The sequence below is a fragment of the Bradyrhizobium tropiciagri genome (assembly GCF_001189845.1).
GTDB classification, from domain to species: domain Bacteria; phylum Pseudomonadota; class Alphaproteobacteria; order Rhizobiales; family Xanthobacteraceae; genus Bradyrhizobium; species Bradyrhizobium tropiciagri.
In genome coordinates this window covers 91,627-109,869 of sequence record NZ_LFLZ01000003.1, presented here as the reverse complement: position 1 = coordinate 109,869, position 18,243 = coordinate 91,627, and the positions used below count along the sequence as shown (strand labels likewise).

Here is an 18,243-nt window from a genome sequence, read left to right as displayed (position 1 = left end):
AAAGGCAGTCAAAACGTGGGCAACGCTCCAAGGCATTGCCCACGTTTTCTTGCGAGCACCGCGTGCCGCTTGCCAATGAAGCCGCCGGCTGATCGCATCTCGAGCACGGACGTCACGCCTCAGCGCGCGACCAACTTGGCAAGCAGCTTGCCCTCCTGAGACTTCCCGAGCACGACTTCGTTGGGATGCTCCGCCAATATTTCGTGCGCCTCGCTCTCGTCGACACCAGACAAGATCGCCAACCGCTCGACCGTGCGCCAGTTGAACTGGTTATCCTGCATGGCCGCCACCATCCGCTTGAACACAATGGCGCGCTGCTCTTCCCGGGATGGAGCAGACCCCGCCGGCTTCGATGGAGGCCGTATCTCGGGCGAGGCTCCGGGCGGCGATGCTTCGGCAACCGTTTGCAAGGCGCCACGGTTGCTCCACTCCTTCCATCCCACGCCCACCATGACCAGGACTGCGGCGACGGCGGCAATTGCAGCGAGCATCGGCCGTTTACGCGGCTGGTGCTGATCAAGTGCTACGACCGGTGCATCCGCTGTCTGGACGGCATCCATCGCCTGAGCTGTTGCCGCCTGATCCTGCGCAGTGACCGCCTGTGGCTTGACGCTGAACCGGTAGCCCTCGCCGGGAACGGTTACGATGAAGCGCGGCGTCTTCGGGTCCGGCTCGATCTTGCGCCGCAGGCGCGAGATCAGTACGTCGACGCTGCGGTCTTCGGGCTCCGCGCCGCGACCTGTCACCACGCGCGTGAGCTCGTCGCGTGACAGCACCCGGCCCGGACTTTGCGCGAACGCCAGCAAAAGAGAAAACTCCGCGCGGGTCAGTGTCACGTGCTGTCCCTGCGCATCGATGCAGGTGCGCGCAGCCGCATCGAGCGTGTAGCCTTCGAAGCCAAGGATCTGCGGACCTGACACCGCCTCCTTGACCGCCACAGCCGGGCGCAAGACGGATCTGACCTTGGCCAACACGTCCAACTCGCTCAACGGCATCGAAATGCAAACCGCCGGTTCGCCCGACGCCGTGCTGTCGCCGGCCGCCTCGCCGATCATGATGACGTGCTCGACCAAATCCGTGAGCTCGTGGACAAGCTCGGCGCCCGGCGTACCCAATCCCTGCGGCGCAATCATTGCCAAACTGATGGTGGCCTTTGACGCCACCTCGTTCGCGCGCCGCGGGCTCTCGGCCAGTTCAACGGCATAGCCGGCCCGCGACAGCCAACGGGCGAGAGTCGCTCGCAACGAGGCGTCGTCGGCGACAACAAGGATTCCCGACTTCACCATGCGCGCGCTGGATTCGCTGACGTGGTTATTTTTCGGCGGTCGGATCCCCTCTCGGGACATCGCAGTCCAGGCGACATGATCATCGGGCTCTCCTCCACTGGCGACTATAGCAAAAACTTTCGGAAGTGAGCGGCGCGGCGATCAGGCCGGAAGCAGACGACCGTCGCTTCGGCGAACGCAGGCCGGAAGCACGTCAAATCTGTCTGCGGCGCGATTAATGGCGTGTGAACCGGGCGTAAACGCCTGCAAACGCGTCTGAATCCACGAAACGCGCGAAGCGGGGACGACGACTGAAGGACAAGGTGTGAATGGTCACATCCTGTCAATTAGGAGCCTGTCATGTCTCGTCGTTCTGTCTTGCTTGCAACCACCATTTACTTCGCGGTCGGATCGCTCACGGCCATCGGCCCGGCTTCGGCTCACGGCTTCGGCGGATTTGGCGGCGGCCCTGCGCGTGTCTTCGGGTCACCCGCAGCCGCCTCGATTGCGCGAGCGCCGATCCCGTCGATGGGCCATTTCGACAGCAGCAGGTTCGCGCCCGCGTCGTCGATCGGCGGTCCAGCGGCCGGAGGCGGCAATGCTGGCGCGCGTCTGCAGCCATCGCACATCCCGGCCGCGATCGCACCGCTTGGCAATAGCCAGCTTGCGACGCCAGTGGTCCGTCCCGCGCAATTGCCGCAAACCGTCACTTCGTCCGGCAACGGCATCCAGCGTCCGTCGATCGATGCCGCCGCGATCATCAGGCCGAACGATTCCCTCGGCAATCAGGTCAAGACGATCAGCGCGGTGGATGGGCGTGGAAGACTGCCGAAGCCTGGCAGTTTCGGCGAAGTGCCCGATGTGACCGGCCCCGACGCGACGGTGATCGCGCTGGGACACACCGACAACGGCCATGTGCCCAGCGTACCGGGCGTCAAGGTGCCCAATGGGCCCGATATCAATCTTCCCGGCACGCCGGCGATGCAGAAAGGCCCACGCGAGGTCCCGGGCTTTGGCGACGGAACGGGTGGCGCGGGGCATTTGAACCTGCCGGGCTCGATGGAGCAGCATGGCGTGAACGATGCGAGCAAGAAACTTTCCGAACTGGAGCAGGCCGACCAGCAGTTGTTGAACACCGCCGGCAAAGGCGGCGCCAATTCGCTGAACACTTCGGCTGGTCTTGCGCCGGGCGAACGGGAATCGGACAAGTACGGCGAATCCGGTGCAGGCGCTGCGGGTCAGAACTTCGTCAATACCGGCCGGCCCGTTGAGCCGATCGTCAACACGGGACGGCCGGTCAAGGCCTCGTGGTCGACAGGATCCGACGGCAACGGCGGCACGATGACAATCCTGAATGTGACCGGCCCCGGCACCGATCGGACGACGATCGTGTACACCACCAAGGACGGCAAGACGACGACCCGGACGACCAATAACGATCCGAAGACCGGCGCGATCATCTCGAGCACGACGACCACGACCGGCGGCGACGGCAAGAACAACACGCCCAACGACGACTCCAGCAACAGCCACGATATCGGCAGTCTGGCGGCCGGAAGTTCGCTTGGCAGGAAGGGACAGGGCGGCGGCGCGGATAACAACGGCACGGAGTCCGCCAGCACACAAAACACTCAGCTCGCTCCCGGCGCAGCGTCCGGCCGCACCGGCCAGGGAGATGGCCAGGACGGCCGCGGCGACAACAACAACCATGTCAGCGATGACGGCGTGCTTGTTGCCGGATCGATCCTTGCGCGCAAGGACTACGGCGATGGCGGCGGATCGGACACGCGCGCGGGCAGCACCACGATGGGAGGCGTGAAAGTCCAACCGGGCGGCGGCAATCCCAGCCAGTCAAACCTGAAAGCCGCCGGCGCAACGGCCAACTGATTTGGACGCTTGTCGCAGGATGCTTTGGCGATTGCGGAGACCGGAACGGCATGGGCGCAGCTGTTGCGAGCGGCAAGCTCCCGTGCCTCGGCTTCAACCGCGCAGGGCAGCCGCGACGAGATGGTCCATCGGAGTGGTCGGGCGGCCGATCAGCCGACCGAGGGTGCCCCCGTCATCGAACAAGGCTCCGCGCAATGCTGCAGCGTCTGCATCGGCCAGAACAGCGGCGAGATCGGCCGGCAGCCCGGCGCCGGTCAACACATCCCGAAAGGCAGCCTCGGACAGATCGTTGTAGACGACGGTCTTGCCCGACTGCCGCGAGACCTCCGCGGCAAGCTCGGCAAGAGTGAAGGCGCGGTCGGCAGCAAGCTCATACGTCGTCCCGGCGTGCCCATCATTCGCCAACACCACGGCTGCGGCCTCGGCATAATCCATCCGCGCCGCGGATGAGAAGCGGCCGTCCTTCGCCGCCCCGACAAAGGCGCCGTGCTCGAGAGCGGCCGGGAGCGCCAGCAGGTGGTTTTCGGTGTACCAGCCGTTGCGCAGGATGACCGCGGGCAGGCCGGATGCTGCGATGAGTTGCTCGGTCTGCCGATGCTCGATCGCGAGCGTCGCCGGAGACGTGTCGGCGTGCAGCATGCTCGTATAGGCGATCAGCAAAACCCCTGCGCGCCGCGCTGCGTCGATCACAGCTCGATGGCGCGGCAAGCGGCCGCTGACTTCGGTCGAGGAAATCAGCAGCAATTTATCGACGCCGGCCAGTGCCGGCGCCAGCGTGTCTGGTCGGCCATAATCCGCCTCGCGGATGATCACACCGCGCTCAGCCAGATCGCTGGCCTTTGCCGGATTGCGAACCGCCGCGACAATCCTGTCGGCGGGAATGGTCTTGAGGAGAGCTTCGATCACGAGGCGGCCCAATTGTCCGGTTGCTCCAGTTACTGCGTACATCGTTCAGTCCATTCGTAGTGGCGGGATTGAAGGGCCCTTGAATAACGCCGACCCTTACCACGGGAAACGACGTAACTTGCGGTTACCTCCACTTTTCGGTAACCAGCTGGAAACTGCCCGCCAAGGGATGTGCGATGGTTCTCAAGGTACGGAAGAAAGTGCGGGCGCTGCCCGGCTGCCCCATGTCGAAGTGCATGGATCTGCTCGGCGGCTGCTGGACCCCTGAGGTGCTCTGGTCCTTAAGCGAAGGGCCGCGCCGGTTCTCCGAACTGCGGCGTGACAACCCCTTCATCTCGGCGAAGGTGATGACCAGCAGGCTGCGCGATCTCGAAAAACGTGGCGTCCTGACACGCAACGTGATGCCGACATCGCCACCGACCGTGGAATACGAACTGACCGATTTGGGGAAAGAACTGCTTCCCGCGATCAGGTCCATCGTCGAGGTTGGATCGCGCCTGCTGCTGCGCGATTCTACTGGCTAGGAATGCCGTTCGGGGGCCACGACGAACCGCAGCCGCGAACTCCTTTCCCAAGCGTGCATCGACGAGATGAGCAGGTCAACGACGCTCACCCGGCGTATACATATCCCGCAGTAGCAGCATCAGAATAAAGGAGACGACGCCGCAGTAGCAGAGCATGTAGCTCATCAGCCATACGAAGGCTTGACGGTCTGCCGCGCCAGCCCGTTGCGGAAGATGTCGGCAAGGGGAAGTGTGCGGGCAGCGGGACCGCAGGGCGCGACCTTGTTCTCGGCTCAGCAGTCCTCATGATCTCGTGCTGGGCCCGATGCCTGGCCCCGATCCTTGGCGCCGCCACGGCGTCGTCCTTGCATAAATAGCCGCACAATTGAATATTCGTTGCATTGCTTGCATTGATCAGGGCTGTGCCGATGAACGCCAAACTCGAGCCGCGCCGATTGCACTATTTCATGGAGGTCCTCAATAGCGGCTCCGTGCGTGGCGCCGCCGGCGCCCTCGGCATGGATGCCTCGGCGGTCAGCCGGGCGCTGAGCTTGCTCGAGCAGGAGTATGGTGCACGCCTGCTCGAAAGGCGGGGCCGCGGCGTTGCGCCGACCGACGCCGGCCAACTGCTGGCCACCTACCTGCACCGCCAGCACAGCGAACGGCAGGCACTGCTCGCGCAGATGGACAGCATCCGCAAGGTCGAGACTGGTCACATCGACGTCGTGACGGGTGAAGGCTATGTCGACTGGCTGGCCAAGACCAGCCTGTGCCGCTTCATGCAAGCCCACCCGAAGATCACGATCAGCCTCGACATCGGGAGCACCGACGAGATTGTCCAGCAGGTCGTGAGCGAACGCGCCCATATCGGCGTCCTTTTCAATCCACCCCGTGACGATCGGCTATGCTCGCATCATTCGCAGCCGCATCCGATCAAGGCAATGGTGCCGCGCGGACATCCGCTGATCCAGCTCGGTCGGCCGCTCAGGCTCGCCGACCTCGCGCCATATCCGGGAGCCGCGATGCATCCGAACTACGGCCTGCGCCAGCACATCCAGGCCGCCGAGATCAGCGAAGGCGTCCGCCTCAATTTCGCGTTCACGACCGCCTCATTCGACGCGCTTGCCCATTACGTGACCGCGGGCCTCGGCTATGCGCTGGTCTCGCGCCTTGCAATGACGGAAGCAGATGCCGCAAAGGTGACGGCGCTGCCGTTGAGGAATGCCCTGCTGCATCGCGGCCGCACCCATGTGGTCTCGCGGCAGGGACGCACGTTGCCGCCCGCCGCGATGAAGCTGCTGCGGATGATGGTCGGCGAGATGCGCGCACCGGCAAGCGGCGCGCGATAAACCGGCAAACGCGCACTCACAGGATCTAGTCGCGACGCGTCGTTGCGGGGAACCAGATCGCAACTTGCGGAGCCGGACGAAACGGCTTCCAGGTGCCGGGCGGTTGGGCGAGGCGATCGGCAATCACCCAAAGCGCCGGTGCGTGAAAGCCAAGCCCGATATGCGTCGTGTTCACCTCGATGTTTTCACGCTCCTCGCCGTCCGGCTCCAAACAGGCGCGCCACGCCACCACGCCGTCGGTGCGGGTGTAGATCGATGTCGCCGGCACCGGAATCGGTTGCGCCAGGCGGCTGATCCGCGCGAGTGTCGGCGGTTCATATTTTTGTCCGGTCAGAAGCCGCCAGATCGCGCGGACATTGCTCGCGCCCGGTGCCGCGAACGGACTGCCGAGCGTGATGACCGTGCGCACCGACGCAGGAGTCTGCCGTGCGACCTCGCGGGCGATGATGCCGCCGCGGCTCCATCCAACCAGGCTGACCTTCGAACCGCTCTGCTGTTCGAGCTCGACGACGCGCGCCGCCACCGCGGACAGATCCGCATCTGGTGTACGCACATTGCGGCCGCGGCCCCATCCATGGACCTGGTAGCCGAGAAACTCGAGGAACGAGCGAATGGCGAGCGTCGACCGGTCATCGGCCCCCAATCCCGGCAGGACCATCACCGGGTGCGACTGCCCTCGCGGCGCGGTCGCCAGAAGCGGGGCCGCGACCGCAAGAAGCGCTGGAATGTCGAGCAAGCCGCGCCCCTCGGCGGCAAGCAAAGCGAGCGAGGGTGGTTTGACGGTCTGCTCCTCAGGTCCCATGACGAATGTCCATTGTTGATGGCCAGAACTGCGCTCCATGCCGGGGGATACGGGCCGGCAGGCCGCCCTCAGCCCGGTGTTGCGGCCTTTCCAAACACGCCGCCGATCGCCCGCAACAGCCAACTCGGCTGATACTTGACCCATTGGACCGCGAGTTCGTTGGCGAGCCCCGCGACATGGACCGGCTTTCCCGCCATGCACGCCCGAAAGCCTTCCAGCGCGACGGTCTTCGCATCCATGATCATCATGCTCGGCATGTTGCCGAGATTTGTGCCATGGACCATTCCGGTGTCCGTCACCCCGGGGCACAGCGTCGTCAGTGTGATCTTGCTGCCGCTCAATTCCTGGGACAATGCCTCGCCCAACGAAAGCACATAGGCCTTCGATGCGGCATAGACCGCAAGGTTTGGCACCGGCATGAACGCCGCGACCGAGGCGACGTTCAGGATCCGCCCGCTGTTGCGCTCGAGCATCGGCGCGAGGAAGAGGCGGGTCAACGCTGTCATGGCCACGATATTGACCTGCAGCAGCCGCAACTGGTCCTCGAGGCCGATTGCGTCGAAGCGTCCTTCGAACAACAGGCCGGCATTGTTCACCAGGAGGTCGACCCGCACGCCGGCGTCGTTCAGCGAATCGAACACCGCCTGCGGCGCCAACGGTTCGCTCAGATCGGCGGCGACAATGGTCACCCTGGTGCCATGATCGGTCTTGAGCTCGCGGGCAATGTCCTGCAGTTTGTCGCGGCTGCGCGCCAGCAGTACGAGGCTGAAGCGGTTAGCCGCGAGCACGCGCGCGAGCTCGAGGCCGATACCGCCCGACGCGCCGGTCACCAGCGCGCATTGACCTTCATTTGCGCTCATCGACATAAGGTCGTTCCTTTCGCTGCCAGGACAGATCTGCGCGATCGGCGAAGGACGCGGGCGAGAATCTTGCCGCGCACCAGGCGGCGGTGGTCGCGATGCGCCGGATCGACTGGCGCGCCGGCGCTCCTCCGATCAGCGGCATATTTGCAGGAGAATCGTTCGATCGCCCGCAGCAGCGCCTGAGCTTGCTCGAATTGATCGGCCGTTTCCTTCACCTCGCCCAGCGACTTGCGCAGAGGCTCAAGCACGTCGATCCGGACGGCGTGGCCGGACGGTCCGGATCGCGGGTCGAGACTTCGCGTGACCGGCATCACATCCCCGATCAAGCTTGAGCGATCGCCCTGAAGACGTCAGAGGCCACAACCTCGACCGGCTGCAGCCCATCGACGCTCCTGAGCAGGTTCCGCGAGCGATAATAGTCGACCAGCGGCGCCGTCTGCTCGTTGTAGGCGTCGATGCGTGCCTTGAGCGTTTCATGATTGTCGTCGGCGCGCGCCGCGGCGCCCTGCTCGCGCGTCTCGCGGGCCCTTCGCTCGATCCGATCCAGCAACACCGTTTCATCCGCCTTGAGCTCAACGACGTGGTCGAGCGTGAGGCCCTCGGTATCGAGCAGGTCGTCGAAGCTGACCGCCTGAGCGATCGTCCGTGGGAAGCCGTCGAGCACAAAGCCGCGTTCGGTGTCCGGTTGAGAGATGCGTTCGATCACCGCGGCGATGACGAGTTGATCCGGAACGAGCCCGCCGTTCGCCATCGTTTCCCTGACTTTCCGTCCGATGCAGGTTTCCGCATCGACTGCGGCGCGCAGCATATCTCCGGTGGAGAGATGCGGTATGCCGTACTCCTCAACGAGGCGCCGCGCCTGCGTACCCTTGCCTGCGCCAGGCGGCCCCAGCAGAACAATCCTCATTGCTTGCATCCCGATACTAGTCTGATCGCCAACGGCATTGCGACGGCCTCCAGCGCGGATGACTCTTCTCCGCCGCGCTGGCCGGGCTTCGCCGGAGCTCTTGTCACGCCATCGCCAATCGCGCACTCGGCGCAGGCCGCACCGACAGCAGCAACAGCAATCCGGATAGCACGTAGAGCGCCATCACGAAGTACATGCTGTAGATGTTGTCGCCGGTGCTGCGCACGATCAGGCCGTTGATCGTGGGACTGATAGCCGGACCGAGGTTTCCGAGGCTGCTGATCAGCGCAAGCCCGCCGGCGGCGGCGCCGGTGGAGAGGTATTCGCTGGTCAACGCGAAGAACAGCGGCGTCGCCGACGCAATTCCGATCACGGCAAAGGACAGCGCAAGGATCGATCCGACCAGATTCCCTTGGAGCAGCGTCGTGATGAGCAGGCCGAGAGCCGCGATGCCGACGCAGGCGGCATAATGCCATCGCCGCTCGTGCCATTTGTCCGAATGACGGCCGATCAGGATCATGCCAATCACTCCTGCGGCATTCGGGATCGCGGCATATACGCCGACGAGGAACAGATCCTTGACGCCCCAGCTCTGGATCAGGGTCGGCAGCCAGAACACCATCGTGTAGGTCGCGCCGAGCAGCAGCAGATAGACGAATGACAGCACATAGACCTTGGGGTCCTTCAGCATCTGCCCGAACGTCCCCGAGGGCTCGCTCTCGACATCCTTCTCATCGTGCTGGAAGGACTCCGCGAGCAGGGCTTTCTCATCCTTCGACAGCCAGGCGGCCTGTTCGGGCTTGTCCTCAAGCAGGACATAGACAAGGACACCGAGGATCAGCGCCGGCAGTCCCTGCACCAGGAACAGCCACTGCCAGCCATGAAGGCCGCCGGCACCGTCGAAGTATTTCAGGATCGAGCCGCATAGCGGACCGGCGATCACAGACACGATGGTTGTCGCCGACATGAAGGTCGCGATCACCTGTCCCCGTCGCACCGAGGGATACCAGTAGGTGAAATAGAGAATGACGCCGGGGAAGAAGCCGGCCTCGAACACGCCGAGCAGGAACCGCACCAGATAGAACTGGAACGGCGTCGACACGAACATCATGGCTGTTGCCGCCAGCCCCCACAGCAGCATGATCCGCAAGAGCGTCTTGCGGGCGCCGATCCTCTCCAGGAGCAGGTTGCTGGGCACCTCGAACAGGAAATAGCCGACAAAGAAGATACCCGCACCAAGGCCGTACACCGCCTCGTCGAACGGCAGGGTCTGCTTCATCTGCAGTTGCGCATAGCCGATATTGATGCGGTCGAGATAGGCGATCATATAAGCGATCAGCAACAGCGGTATCAGGCGCCAATCGATTTTCGAGAACAGCGATTTATGCGCAGGGCTCTCCAGGAGAGAGAGCGATCCCTTGCTCGCAGCGGACGGGTGCATTGCGGTTTCCTCCAAATGTTCTTCAATTTCGAGACCCGGCGGCGATCCGGCCGCGCCGCGCCCGCCTGGGACGTGATTGCGTAACCCCTTGCTAGCTGGCTCGGCTCGCCTTGTCGTTTGCGGCAACCGGCGCTGTCTCATCCGGCTGAATGACCGTTACCGAAGCTGCCGGTGCGGATTTGACCTTCGATTGATCGACACCCGGTGTCTTCAACTCGACGATCTCGACCTGCGGCAGAGCCTCGATCTCGCGCAGCGCCGCCCGCAGATGCTCGATCATCTCGTAGGACTCGTCCTGCGACAGCACCCGTCTGCACGCGGTCAGGCCGAACTCGAGCAGGCCGGCATAGCTGTGCACCGTGATGTTCAACGCGCTGCCGTGATAGGGGATCGAGACCGGGAAATAGTGCACCATCCGGGCGCCCGCCATGTAGAGATGCTGCCCCGGTCCCGGCACGTTGGAGATCAGCACGTTGCCCGCCGCCGGCAGGCGGCTTGCAAGATTGGAGCGGCCAAGCAGCGAAGCGAGCCCGGTCATCAGCCACGGCGACCCCGTGATCGGCACATCGACACCGAGCACCGGCTTGAGCTCGCGCACAACCGCCTTGGCCGCCTCGGACGAGGCATGGATCGCCTTGAAGCGGGTCGGCAGATCGTCGATGTCGGTCGCGAGGTCAACGCGCACCGCCGAGACCTGGTTGTTCATCGCCTTGTCGCCCTCGGCGCGCAGGCTGACCGGTACCATCGCGATCAACGCTTCCTTGGGCAACAGGCCGCGCTCGGTGAGGAAGCGTTGCAACGCGATGCTGCACATCGCCATGACGATGGTGTTGACTGTGCCGCCGACGCGTCTGCCCAGGGCCTTGATGTCGGCGAGCGGCAACGTCATGGTGCTATAGGAGCGCTGGTTGGTGATGGAATCGTTGAACACCGTCTTCGGCGCCAAGCCGAGACTGAGCGAGCGTTCCCCCTTCTCCGACCGCTGACTGGCCATCACGCTTGCAGCGGTGCCGAGCGCCTTGGCCGCCGTCGGAAGCAGTTCCGCCAGCTTGCGATACTGCTGGGCCGCGTTGTTGGCCGCCGCCTGCAACAGCTCGGTTACACCGAGCTGGTATTGCGTAGCGGCTCGCTTGCGCCGCGGCGGCGGCACTTCGCGCATCGTGGGCGTGACGTCATAAAGCACCTTGGCGAGCTCGACGCCGGCTTTGCCGTCGACCCCGCTGTGATGGGCCTTGGTGTAGAATGCGACCTGCCCGTTCTCGAGGCCGTCGATGACATACATCTCCCACAGCGGACGGCTGCGGTCGAGCAGCGAGGCGTGCAACCGCGCGACGAGTTGCTCGAGCTGTGCCATCGTGCCCGGACGCCGCAACGTGACGGTCCGGACGTGGTAATCGAGTTCGATATCGTCATCCTCGATCCAGACGGGCTCGGCGAGCTGGAACGGCATCTGCGCCAGCTTGCGGTTCAGCAATGCCGAGAGATGCAGCCGCTTGCCGAGCATCTCCTTGACGTCCTCGTAGTAGTCGCCCTGGTAGCCCTCGGGAAGATCGAAGATCATCAGGCTGCCGACATGCATCGGCGTTTCCGGTGTTTCGAGATGCAGGAACGATGCATCCATGCTGCTGAGTTGGTCCATGCTTTCCTCCCGTGGCGCTGTGACGGCAATCGCCGCACCTGACGACCGGTGCCCAAGCCTTGCGGGGCCGCGGTCATCGCATTCCTGTCAGGGCCCGATGCCGGCGAACGGGGTTCGAGGGCGGGCTTCTCCCTCGGCCGCTCCCAGCATCGGCCGGTTCACGCAGGCGCCGCCTGCGCCTGGGCTTTGCGCTCCTCCTCGTCGTAAAGCTCCTTCTTCGAAAGCTTCCCGACCGCGGTTTTCGGCAGCTCGGCGCGGATCTCCAGCGCGTGCACCATTTCGTGCTTGCCCAGCTTGTCCTTTAGAAACGCCTGCAGCTCTTCGAGCTTGAACGGCTTGGCATCCGCCTTCAGCTTGACGAAGGCCTTCGGCGACTGGCCGCGATACTCGTCGCGGATGCCGATCACGGCGACCTCCTCGACCGCCGGATATTTGTAGATCGCCTCTTCGAGGACACGCGGATAGACGTTGAATCCGCTACACAGGAGCATGTCCTTGGTGCGGTCCACGATGAAGATGAAGCCGTCTTCATCCATGTAGCCGACATCGCCCGTGCGCAGAAACCCGTCTGATGTCGTGACCTCGGCGGTCGCGTCCGGCTTATTCCAGTAGCCCTTCATCACATTGGGGCCGGTGATGCAGATTTCGCCACGCTCGCCAAGCGGAACGTAGCTGCTGCTGTTGTCGACATCGAGGAACTTGATCACGATCCCGGGCATCGGCATGCCGCAGGAGCCGGCCTTGCGCGTCGCTCCCGGCTGCGCCGGCGTGAAGGTTCCACTCGGCGAGGTCTCGGTCATACCCCAGCCCTCGCTCAGGCTGCAGCCCGTGATGGACGCGAATTGCTGCGCCACCTCAAGCGGCAGCGGCGCGCCGCCGGACCCGCAATATTTGAGCGTGCGCAGGCTGTGCTTCGGTGTCTCGGGGTGGTTGATCAGCGCGGTGAACATCGTCGGCACCCCGCAGAAGACGCTGACCGATTTCGTCGAGATTTCTTCGAGTGCGGCCTTCGGGTCGAAGCGGACATGCTGGATGATCTCGGCGCCCATCAGGACGCCGAACAGCACATTCACGGACAGCGCATAGATGTGGAATGGTGGCAGGACGGCCAGGAAACGCTCCTGCCCATCCACCAGCACCGGCGGCGAGCCCGCCGTTGTGGCCCGGTACTGCTGGCACGCGCTGGTCAGATTGGCGTGCGTGAGCATCGCGCCTTTCGGCAGCCCCGTGGTACCGCCGGTATATTGCAGAACGGCGATCGTCTCGCGCGGATCGGCAATCGGATAGGCCTCGCAGGCACCGTCATTGTGGATCAGCTGGCCGAAGCTGACGTGATGATCATCCCAGTTGACTTCGCTCAGCTGCTTGGCCGCCTTCATCTCGTTGATGACGGCGTCGGGATCGGCCGTGATCTCGCCAAGCGAACCGACCACGAGTTTCTTCAACCTCGTCTTGCCGAGCATCGCCGCCATCTGCGGGTAGAGCGCAGCCATGTCGAGGGTGATCAGGATATCCGTGCGGCTGTCCTCGATCTTGTGTTCGAGCACCTTGGCGGCGTCGAGCGGCGAGTAATTGACCGCCGTGCCGCCGGCCTTGAGGATGCCGAAGAACGCAATGATGTAATGCGGCGTGTTGGGCAGATAGAGGCCGACATGGACGCCCGGCTTCACGCCGAGCAGCTGCAGGCCCTTGGCCACGCGATCGGTGAGCCGTCCGAGCTCGGCGTAGCTGATCCGCTTGCCCATGAAATCGATGGCAGGACGCATCGGCCATTTGGCAACGGCCTCGTCGAGAATCCCCTGCACGGGTCCGGGAGCGATCTCGATATCCCAGTGCACGCCGTCGGGATAGGATCGGATCCAGGGCATGTCGTTCATGAGATCTCTCCCTCTATGGTCTCTGAGGTCAGACGGCCGTGACGCCGCCGTCGACCGCAATGGTCTGGCCGGTGATGAATGCACACGCATCGGAGGCAAGCAGCGCGGCGACGCCCTTGAGATCTTCGGGGCCGCCCTCGCGGTTCATCGGCGCCATGTGCGCGGTCGCACTCTGATCGAGTTGCGCAGTCATCTTGGTCGGGAAATAGCCCGGGGCGATCGCATTGACGTTGATGCCGAGCGGCGCCCACTCATTTGCCAGCGTGCGGGTCAGATTGACGACCGCGCCCTTGCTGGCGTTGTAGGCCAGCGTCGGCGTGCCTTCCGGATAGCAGCCGGTCAGTCCCTGGATCGAGGCGATGTTGATCACCTTGCCGCGCCGCCGCGGCACCATGCAGCGGCGGCCGACCTCTTGCGTGGCGACGAAGATCGCGGTCACGTTCAGGTTGATCACCTTATTCCAGCCGTCGAGCGCGTGCTCGATCGTCGGGGCGCCCCATGACGTACCGGCATTGTTGACCAGGATGTCGATCGGGCCGAGCGCGGCCACGACCTGCTCGACCATCGGCGGGATCGTCTCCAGCCTGCCCATGTCGCAAACCACCGGCAGCGCCTCGATCCCCAGTCCCTTCAGGTGCGTGGCCGCGGTCTCGAGCTCGTCGTGCTTGCGAGCGGTGATCGCGACCCTTGCACCGAGCTCGCCCAGCACCTCGGCGATCTGAAGACCAAGGCCTCTCGATCCGCCCGTCACGAGCGCGACGCGGCCGGTCAGGTCCTGCAACTTGGCCAGGCTCATGGCATCCTCCGGTGGGTTGGCTCCGCTCGCGCGCAGCGCTACTTCGGCTGCAGCAACTTCTGAAGGTTCGCGAAATTCTCCTGCATGCGATCCTGCATGACTTTCCAGGCGTTGTTGCGCGCCTGCGCCTCCAGCTGCGACAGCTCGCGGAAGTTCGCGACCGCCTGCTCGACCTGCTGCTTGGCGTTCTCCGCCTGCTTGGTCATGGCTTCGCCGCTCGCGAAGTCCTTCATCCCCGCCTGCCACTGCGCGAGCGTTTCCTGCAGGATCTCGTTGCGTCGGCTGACCATCGCCTGGATGCCTTCATAGGCCTGCCGGTTCGCTTCCGCCAACGCCTCCATGTCCTTGCGCTGCCACTCGATCAGTGCGGCGATGTCGATGCCGGGCAGCGTGAACCGCTCGGCCATTTTCTTCAGGTCCCCGAGCCAGGGCATCGCGCCCATGCTCATTGCGTCGGATTGGCTGTCATCGGTCCCCATCGATGTCCTCCTTCTGGTATTTGGCTGATGGCGGCGAAACGCCGTCCAGTGGACTCGGCGTCAGGCCGCGGATGAGCGCGACCGAAACAAAGCGAGACTGTCGTCGGCGCGATCAGGATCGGGGTACACCAAGCCGCGGAGACCGCTGCGGTCGAACGGCGACCATTCAGCCTCCTGCAGCGCGAGCCGATCGGCGATCGCATAGAGCACGGCCGGATTGTGTCCGAGCCCGCAATGACTGCCTTCGACCTCGATGTTCTGCGTCCGGTCGGCATGCTGCTCGCGGCAGCCCCACCACGAGACGATGCCGTCGGTGCGCGAGTAGATCGCCGTGCTGGGCACCGGCGGCGGCAGCTTCATCGTATCCCGATCGGGCCAGTCGTCGACACGGCGTTCGCTCAGGACTTCGTAGAGACGCCACGCATTGCTCGCTTTCGGCTCGTTGGCGAACGGGCTGCCGAGCGTGATCACCTGACGCACCAGCTCGGGCGTGCGCCGTGCAATCTCGCGCGCAAAGACCCCGCCAAGGCTCCATCCGATCAGGCTGACCTTGCGCTGGTATCGTTCGGCGAGCTCGGCCAGCCTTGCGTCCATGGCGGCCTCGACGCCGGGTCGCGGTCCGCGATTGGGCCCGAGCTTCCAGCCGTGCACCGCATAGCCTTGCGCCTTCAGGTAGGTGCGCAACGGTCGCGTGGAGATATCGCTGGCGGAGAGCCCCGGCAATACGAGCACCGGATGTCCATCGCCGCGCGGTGCGCGCCGAAGCAGCGGATAGCTCGCGAAGAAGGCCTGCAGCTCCCAGATCCCGCGCATCTCTAGCGCGAGCAGAAGTTGCGACGGCGGCGCGGAACGGTCGACGGCCGTGTTCATGTCAGAATGTCCCCTCCCGGATCGCATGGAGTGTCCCCACGACCCGTCATTTTTGATCGTTGTCACGCTTCGCGAGCGGCTCCATACCAATCCGACCGCGCAGCCGTGCATTCTTTTGGTCTCAAAACGCTATCGGGCGGGTCAGATGGGTAAAAGGTGCAATTGGCCCGCTTGAGCGGTTAGTTTGGGACATCCGCCAATGAATCCTGCGCGCGTGCTGCGACGCTGGGTGCCCGGCCGTTGCGGAAGTCCGACGGGCTCTTGCCGGTCCAGCGCACAAAGGCGTGGCGGAAATTCGCCGCGTCGCTGTAGTCCAGCCGCGCGGCGATCTCATCGTTGGTCATTTGGGTGTTGCGCAGATAGCCGACCGCGAGCTGCATGCGGACCTCGGAGACGACCTGCCGGTAGGTCTTCTGCTGCAGTTGCAGCCTGCGGCGGAATGTCCGCGGATGAATCGCGAGCTCCGCTGCCATTGCCTCGATGCTCGGAAAGCGGCCGGGATGTTCGAGGAGCCGTCGCCGGATGTCGGCGGCAAGGCCGTCGTCATGCCCGATCCGATCAAGATGCTGATGGCAGATTCGGCCCGCCATTGCCCTGGTCATCTCGTCGGGGCGGGCCGCCGGACGGTCGATCCAGGCCGTGTCGAACTCCAGCACGTTCTTGCACTGGCCGAACTCGACCGGACACTGAAAGATCCGATCGTAGGCTTTGGCGTGGGGCGGCGTGGTGTAAGCGGCGCTGAGCTTCGAGAAGCGGAACGAGCCGCCATAGATGTCGCGGCTCAGCGTCTGATAGGCCGCAAAGGCGAACTCAAGCGCGAATCGATAGACGTCATGAGCCGGATCGCGAGAGAGCAAAGGGTCGAACAGGCAGCTCACCGTATCGTCCTTGCGGGTAAAGTCGATGTCGGCAACCGTACCCAGGACGCGGCCGTACTTGGCCGCGAAGTCAATGACTTCGGCGCGGGTCGGGCTGCTCAGCATGGCATAGCCATACATGCCGTAAGCCAGCACATGCATTCGTGCGCCGGCACGAAACGCGATCGCCGGATCCCGGGACAATCGCATCGCATTGCGAAACACGGTCTCGACCTGCCGATAGGAGACGCGCACTGACGAATCCCTGAGGTCGGCACTCCTCAAATTGGCGCCGGCGAGCGTACGCGACACGGAAATCCCGTCCTCGGACAGGACATCCACCACCGCAGCGATTCGTTGCGGCGAGTAGAGACACTGCAGGAGATTTGGTGACGGGTGATACACGAGCCTCCTCGTCCGCCTTCAGCGTCTGCTTTGCCAGCCCCGCAATCCGGTTCCTCGCTACCTGCTGGGAGGCTAGTAAGCCGGACCAGGCAGCGGAAGGTTCGATTGGTCGTGTTTGAAGGTGAATTCCGGACAGGACCGGCCAAAAGAAAGACCGCCGAGGGAGGGCGGTCCAAGTAGGGAGAACGCGATCGCGAGCGCAATCACGGCGCCGAGCATAGGCGCGCTTTCGCTGCACAAAAGGTTCGATTGAGCCAATTTGGCGGTGAACTACGGACAGAGCTCCCCTGGATATGCCGGGGTTACAGCCCCTCGTCGCTTCGAAACTCGGAGGGATTCCTGCCGGTCCAGCGCAAAAAGGCGTGGCGGAAATTGGCCGCGTCGCTGTAGCCCAGCCGGCTCGCGATCTCCTCATTGGTCATACGCGTCTTGCGCAGATACTCGATCGCAAGCCGCATGCGCACCTCTGCAAGCAGATCGCGATATGAAGTCCCCTCCGCCTCGAGCCTGCGCCGCAGCGCCCGGGGATAGATGTCGAGCTGCTCGGCGATCGCCTCGATACTTGGATAACGACCCGGCTGCTCGATCAAGAGCCGGCGGATATCTGCGGCAACGCCGCCGGCGCGATTGACCTCGCCGAGTATCTCCTCGCACATCTCCCGCGCCATGGCGTGGGTTCGCGGATCCGCCAGCGCCCGCGGACCATCATTGCGCGCGTATTCGTATCCGCAATGAAGTTGATTGAAGAGCACCTGACATTGGAAAAGGCTCTGATACGCTGCGGTGGACGGCGGCGGCGCATAGTCGAGCAGCACACGCGAAAACCCGAAGCTCTGACCGGAGCGGTCGCGAATGGTGGTCAGGTGCGCGGCCAGCGCGAACTCCACCGCGAAGCGGTGCACGCTCTCGGTCGGATTCGGCCAATGCATGGGCTGGAAGGTCGCCACCACCCTCTCGCCATTATAGGAGAGGCCAAAATCGCAGAACGGACCCACCACGCGGATGTACCGCGCCGCGAAGTCGCGCGCCTCTGCGTGCGACGCGCTGCTCAGCAGCGCGTATCCGTACATGCCATAGGCGGTGACATGCATTCGCGCGCCCGAGTGCAGCGCAATAGCGGGGTCCTTCGCCAACCGCAGCGCATTGCGGATCACCGTGTCGAGCTGCCGATACGATATTCGCGTCGTATGGGATTCTAGCTGGGTGATGCCAAGCCTGGTCCCCTCGAGAACCGTCGATGGATCAATGCCCTGCTCGCGAAGCTCGGCCGCTATGGCCGCGATCGAATGCGGCGGGAAGATGCGTTGCGAAAAACCGGCTAACGTTCGATTTGACGGTTCGCTTGCCTGCGGATCTTGCCTGGTCATGACGACCGCTTGCCCCCTGGCATTCCGCAC

17 protein-coding genes are annotated in these 18,243 nt (G+C 64.0%); 3 read left to right on the top strand and 14 right to left on the bottom strand.

What is annotated here, in order from left to right; translation table 11 throughout:
- Positions 1 to 119: 119 nt before the first annotated feature.
- Positions 120 to 1,286, bottom strand: a complete 1,167-nt coding sequence (locus AKN84_RS03780; protein ID WP_050419432.1) for a response regulator transcription factor — start codon at positions 1,284 to 1,286, stop codon at positions 120 to 122.
- Between the two features lie 339 nt (positions 1,287 to 1,625).
- On the opposite strand from AKN84_RS03780, the gene AKN84_RS03775 reads away from it, so the two are divergent.
- Positions 1,626 to 3,152, top strand: a complete 1,527-nt coding sequence (locus AKN84_RS03775; protein WP_128970398.1) for a hypothetical protein — start codon at positions 1,626 to 1,628, stop codon at positions 3,150 to 3,152.
- A gap of 93 nt (positions 3,153 to 3,245) precedes the next feature.
- Here the strand turns inward: AKN84_RS03775 and AKN84_RS03770 are convergent, their stop codons facing one another.
- Positions 3,246 to 4,100 (bottom strand): SDR family oxidoreductase, encoded by an 855-nt coding sequence (locus AKN84_RS03770; protein WP_050419430.1) that lies wholly within the window; start codon positions 4,098 to 4,100, stop codon positions 3,246 to 3,248.
- Positions 4,101 to 4,234: 134 nt separating this feature from the next.
- On the opposite strand from AKN84_RS03770, the gene AKN84_RS03765 reads away from it, so the two are divergent.
- Complete coding sequence (locus AKN84_RS03765; protein WP_050419429.1) at positions 4,235 to 4,582, top strand: winged helix-turn-helix transcriptional regulator; 348 nt, start codon at positions 4,235 to 4,237, stop codon at positions 4,580 to 4,582.
- A 407-nt stretch (positions 4,583 to 4,989) separates the two neighbouring features.
- Positions 4,990 to 5,910, top strand: coding sequence for a LysR family transcriptional regulator (locus tag AKN84_RS03760; protein WP_050419428.1), 921 nt, complete (start codon positions 4,990 to 4,992; stop codon positions 5,908 to 5,910).
- A 25-nt stretch (positions 5,911 to 5,935) separates the two neighbouring features.
- On the opposite strand, the gene AKN84_RS03755 is transcribed toward AKN84_RS03760, so the two are convergent.
- From AKN84_RS03755 to AKN84_RS03700, 12 genes are all read right to left on the bottom strand, one after another.
- Positions 5,936 to 6,712, bottom strand: coding sequence for an esterase/lipase family protein (locus tag AKN84_RS03755; RefSeq protein WP_050419427.1), 777 nt, complete (start codon positions 6,710 to 6,712; stop codon positions 5,936 to 5,938).
- A gap of 68 nt (positions 6,713 to 6,780) precedes the next feature.
- Positions 6,781 to 7,578: an SDR family NAD(P)-dependent oxidoreductase gene (locus AKN84_RS03750; RefSeq protein ID WP_050419426.1), complete on the bottom strand. Its 798-nt coding sequence runs from the start codon at positions 7,576 to 7,578 to the stop codon at positions 6,781 to 6,783.
- Complete coding sequence (locus AKN84_RS03745) at positions 7,569 to 7,886, bottom strand: hypothetical protein (protein WP_050419425.1); 318 nt, start codon at positions 7,884 to 7,886, stop codon at positions 7,569 to 7,571. The genes AKN84_RS03750 and AKN84_RS03745 overlap by 10 nt, the downstream gene beginning before the upstream one ends.
- A gap of 11 nt (positions 7,887 to 7,897) precedes the next feature.
- The gene (locus tag AKN84_RS03740) at positions 7,898 to 8,482 is read right to left on the bottom strand and encodes an adenylate kinase (protein ID WP_050419424.1); all 585 of its coding nucleotides are present in this window, start codon (positions 8,480 to 8,482) and stop codon (positions 7,898 to 7,900) included.
- A 103-nt stretch (positions 8,483 to 8,585) separates the two neighbouring features.
- A complete protein-coding gene (locus AKN84_RS03735; protein ID WP_050419423.1) occupies positions 8,586 to 9,923 on the bottom strand; it encodes an MFS transporter in 1,338 nt (445 codons plus the stop codon).
- 91 nt (positions 9,924 to 10,014) lie between these two features.
- Positions 10,015 to 11,562 (bottom strand): WS/DGAT/MGAT family O-acyltransferase, encoded by a 1,548-nt coding sequence (locus AKN84_RS03730; RefSeq protein WP_128970397.1) that lies wholly within the window; start codon positions 11,560 to 11,562, stop codon positions 10,015 to 10,017.
- A 158-nt stretch (positions 11,563 to 11,720) separates the two neighbouring features.
- Positions 11,721 to 13,439 carry a long-chain-fatty-acid--CoA ligase gene (locus AKN84_RS03725; protein WP_050419422.1) on the bottom strand — a complete coding sequence of 573 codons (1,719 nt, stop codon included), beginning with the start codon at positions 13,437 to 13,439 and terminating at the stop codon, positions 11,721 to 11,723.
- Positions 13,440 to 13,467: 28 nt separating this feature from the next.
- Positions 13,468 to 14,235 carry an SDR family oxidoreductase gene (locus tag AKN84_RS03720; RefSeq protein WP_050419421.1) on the bottom strand — a complete coding sequence of 256 codons (768 nt, stop codon included), beginning with the start codon at positions 14,233 to 14,235 and terminating at the stop codon, positions 13,468 to 13,470.
- Between the two features lie 38 nt (positions 14,236 to 14,273).
- Entirely contained in the window at positions 14,274 to 14,714 is a 441-nt protein-coding gene (phaP, locus tag AKN84_RS03715) for a phasin family protein (RefSeq protein WP_244484914.1), read from the bottom strand.
- Between the two features lie 60 nt (positions 14,715 to 14,774).
- Positions 14,775 to 15,584, bottom strand: a complete 810-nt coding sequence (locus AKN84_RS03710) for an esterase/lipase family protein (protein WP_050419419.1) — start codon at positions 15,582 to 15,584, stop codon at positions 14,775 to 14,777.
- A 179-nt stretch (positions 15,585 to 15,763) separates the two neighbouring features.
- Complete coding sequence (locus AKN84_RS03705; RefSeq protein ID WP_244484913.1) at positions 15,764 to 16,753, bottom strand: AraC family transcriptional regulator; 990 nt, start codon at positions 16,751 to 16,753, stop codon at positions 15,764 to 15,766.
- 395 nt (positions 16,754 to 17,148) lie between these two features.
- Complete coding sequence (locus tag AKN84_RS03700; protein WP_128970396.1) at positions 17,149 to 18,213, bottom strand: AraC family transcriptional regulator; 1,065 nt, start codon at positions 18,211 to 18,213, stop codon at positions 17,149 to 17,151.
- Positions 18,214 to 18,243: the final 30 nt, after the last annotated feature.

Excerpts from the sequence above, each read along its gene's own strand:
- AKN84_RS03720 (WP_050419421.1), bottom strand. The coding sequence starts at position 14,235 with ATGAGCCTGGCCAAGTTGCAGGACCTGACCGGCCGCGTCGCGCTCGTG.
- AKN84_RS03755 (WP_050419427.1), bottom strand. The coding sequence starts at position 6,712 with ATGGGACCTGAGGAGCAGACCGTCAAACCACCCTCGCTCGCTTTGCTT.
- AKN84_RS03740 (WP_050419424.1), bottom strand. The coding sequence starts at position 8,482 with ATGAGGATTGTTCTGCTGGGGCCGCCTGGCGCAGGCAAGGGTACGCAG.
- AKN84_RS03735 (WP_050419423.1), bottom strand. The coding sequence starts at position 9,923 with ATGCACCCGTCCGCTGCGAGCAAGGGATCGCTCTCTCTCCTGGAGAGC.
- AKN84_RS03745 (WP_050419425.1), bottom strand. The coding sequence starts at position 7,886 with ATGCCGGTCACGCGAAGTCTCGACCCGCGATCCGGACCGTCCGGCCAC.
- AKN84_RS03770 (WP_050419430.1), bottom strand. The coding sequence starts at position 4,100 with ATGTACGCAGTAACTGGAGCAACCGGACAATTGGGCCGCCTCGTGATC.
- AKN84_RS03775 (WP_128970398.1), top strand. The coding sequence starts at position 1,626 with ATGTCTCGTCGTTCTGTCTTGCTTGCAACCACCATTTACTTCGCGGTC.
- AKN84_RS03750 (WP_050419426.1), bottom strand. The coding sequence starts at position 7,578 with ATGTCGATGAGCGCAAATGAAGGTCAATGCGCGCTGGTGACCGGCGCG.
- AKN84_RS03780 (WP_050419432.1), bottom strand. The coding sequence starts at position 1,286 with ATGGTGAAGTCGGGAATCCTTGTTGTCGCCGACGACGCCTCGTTGCGA.
- AKN84_RS03760 (WP_050419428.1), top strand. The coding sequence starts at position 4,990 with ATGAACGCCAAACTCGAGCCGCGCCGATTGCACTATTTCATGGAGGTC.
- phaP (WP_244484914.1), bottom strand. The coding sequence starts at position 14,714 with ATGGGGACCGATGACAGCCAATCCGACGCAATGAGCATGGGCGCGATG.
- AKN84_RS03725 (WP_050419422.1), bottom strand. The coding sequence starts at position 13,439 with ATGAACGACATGCCCTGGATCCGATCCTATCCCGACGGCGTGCACTGG.
- AKN84_RS03765 (WP_050419429.1), top strand. The coding sequence starts at position 4,235 with ATGGTTCTCAAGGTACGGAAGAAAGTGCGGGCGCTGCCCGGCTGCCCC.
- AKN84_RS03710 (WP_050419419.1), bottom strand. The coding sequence starts at position 15,584 with ATGAACACGGCCGTCGACCGTTCCGCGCCGCCGTCGCAACTTCTGCTC.
- AKN84_RS03730 (WP_128970397.1), bottom strand. The coding sequence starts at position 11,562 with ATGGACCAACTCAGCAGCATGGATGCATCGTTCCTGCATCTCGAAACA.
- AKN84_RS03700 (WP_128970396.1), bottom strand. The coding sequence starts at position 18,213 with ATGACCAGGCAAGATCCGCAGGCAAGCGAACCGTCAAATCGAACGTTA.